A 2,680-nucleotide genomic window follows, 5' to 3' on the forward strand; every position below is an offset into this window, starting at 1 on the left:
GGTAGGTATAAAAATGCCATTGCTTAAACCTAGACTTTTTAATGCTTAATTAAAACTATTTTTGTCTTTTTGTGGGTTTGGATTTGGAGTATTTTTTAATTGAAAAATTTACAAAAATTTTAGAGTAAAGATAGGTAAAAAAATAAAAATAAAAATAAAAAATGATAGATAAAAAAACAAAAAAATAAATCAAAATAAATATAGTTTTGCTGTAATTTTCTCTTTGAATTTTTGCTCGTGAAAAGTACAAGATAATTTTTTTATTTTTTTAATCATATAAAAAACAATATTTTTTATATGAAAATTCACAGAAAAAAAAGATAAAATTTTAATACTAATTTTAATTAATTTTATTTTAAGTCTAAAATATATAGAGATAAAAGTGGTATAAAAAATACACTATTTAAAAAATACTTATTTTTTTACTTGTTTTTAATTGATTTTTATATCTAAAATATTTTTCTCATAAAAACATGATTACTCGTTTATATAGATAGACTTTTCAAGCTTTCTTTCCATTTCTTTTTTCTTTTTTTCAATTGCTTCATCAAATCCTTTAAGCACTGAAAATGGAGCAAACTGTGCCGCTCTTTTTTCTAATGGCATAAGAGGATATTTTGTAGATTTTTTGTATTTAATATTAATAATATCATCGTGGTTATTAGGCATTGTGTCCTCCTATTTGCGAATTAATTTTTAAGCCATTTTCAAGACTCGAGGCTTTAAAAATAGATTTTTTTCCATATTTGTGAACAATCGCGAGTCTAGCTTTTTGTAATTTCTCTTCTTTTATAAAATTTTTATTTTCCTTCTGTTCTATGTCGGCAAAAAGACTGGGTTCTTTAATTTTTTTTATCGTGTCATTTTTTACAACATTATTAAGAGTAAGACTTATTTTTCTAATTAAAAAATCAGCATTAACTATTAAATCAAACAATTTTAAACCTTTATTGCAAATAGTTTCCAAGGAAGAGCTGTGGTAATCCAAATTGATTGTTGAATGTGCATTTTTTGGAATAGATCTTCCATAGGAATCTTTGCTCATTGGACCATTGTAGCTTTGTACCTTTTCTAAGCTTTCTTTATCATATTGTACATCTAAAACGATTTGATTGCATGTTAAATTTTGCTCAATTAGCTCAAGAACCATATGATCGACGATTTCTTTAAGCATATCTCTAGCTTTTTTAAAACTATAAGGCTTAGGCAAAACCTTAGCCATTACCTTAGAGATATGTTTGCTTTTATATTCTTTAATAGCTTGCATTGTACAGCTTTCAAACCCCCAAGCATGATCGATTAATAACTCAGCATTTACTCCAAAAATTTGATAAAGTTTATCCTCGTTATTAAGAGAGTATCTTGCTAAATCTCCCATATTGTTAATGCCTATGCTTTTTAGTTTTGTTGCATATCCTTTGCCTATACGCCAAAAATCATTTATGGGCGTGTGTTGCCATAATTTTCTTCTATAAAGCATTTCATCCAAATACCCTATGCAAAGTCCATCTTTATTAATATTTTGTTTTTTGGCTAATATATCCATTGCAATTTTTGCTAAGTAAAGATTTGTTCCTATTCCCGCAGTTGCTGTTATTTGAGTTGTTTTTAAAATTTCAAATAATATGTTTTCAATGAGTTTGTCAGCAGATAGCTTATAATGTTTGATATAAGGAGTTAAATCAATAAATACTTCATCAATGGAGTAAATATGAATGTCTTTTGGATCAAAATACTTTAAATAAATGCTGTAGATTTTAGAACTATAGTCTATATATGTTGACATCCTAGGTTTTGCAACAATGTAATCAAGCTCTAAATTGGGATTATTTATTAGTTCAAGATGATTGTATGATTTTGCACTGAAATATTTAGCAATTTTTAAGCGCTTGTAATTGATTGTTTTTACTTTTTGTATTAGTTCAAATAGTCTTAATCTGCCTGATATATTATAAGATCTTAATGCGGGAGATACCGCAAGACATATTGTTTTTTCAGTTCTACTTTCATCCGCAACTACAAGATTGGTATTTAGAGGATCTAATTTTCTTAAAATGCATTCAACAGAAGCATAAAATGACTTAAGATCTATAGCTGCATATTTTTGCGTATTATCCATATTTTCACATTTGTATATAATAATTATTTTTTAATTGTATAAAAAGAATTTTAATAGACTAAGATTGTTAATTTTTAGTTCTTGTTTTGGAATTAATCAATAAAACAATCAAGCTTGTAGATTTTTTCATCTAAAAATTTTATCAAAAACCATGCCTTGTTTAAAATTACATAGTATTACTCAATATTATGCTTTTATATATTTAAATCGAGCGAGCAAAGTATACGAAAAGATTTATATCAAGTTTAATTTTAAATGATAAAATTTAAGCTGAAATAATGATAAAGTTTTTTGAAAATGCTGATTGTAATAAAAAGTTACATTAATATAGGCAAATGAAATTTTCTGCTATTTTTTTTAATAATAATTGCTATTGATAAAATAAAAATCTGCCTTATTTTATACATGGAAAAATCTCAAAATCTTTATCACTCATTTCATTTTTCGCTATTTAAGAAAAAATGAAACTGTTATAATAAGGATCTTGCTTTTTATATAAATCATAAACCAAAATACCAATAAATTAAAAAAAGAAAGAGAAAATTAGTTGAAAAACAAATC

General features: G+C 25.0%; 2 protein-coding genes. Both read right to left on the bottom strand.

What is annotated here, in order from left to right; genetic code table 11:
- Positions 1–477 precede the first annotated feature (477 nt).
- The gene (locus tag AJN58_RS06305; protein WP_002779581.1) at positions 478–669 is read right to left on the bottom strand and encodes a hypothetical protein; all 192 of its coding nucleotides are present in this window, start codon (positions 667–669) and stop codon (positions 478–480) included.
- The gene (locus AJN58_RS06310) at positions 662–2,119 is read right to left on the bottom strand and encodes a DNA methylase (RefSeq protein ID WP_070292082.1); all 1,458 of its coding nucleotides are present in this window, start codon (positions 2,117–2,119) and stop codon (positions 662–664) included. Before AJN58_RS06310 ends, AJN58_RS06305 begins: the two co-directional genes overlap by 8 nt.
- Positions 2,120–2,680: the final 561 nt, after the last annotated feature.

Origin of the sequence: Campylobacter sp. BCW_4321, assembly GCF_001763075.1 — a bacterium.
Lineage (GTDB): Bacteria > Campylobacterota > Campylobacteria > Campylobacterales > Campylobacteraceae > Campylobacter_D > Campylobacter_D jejuni.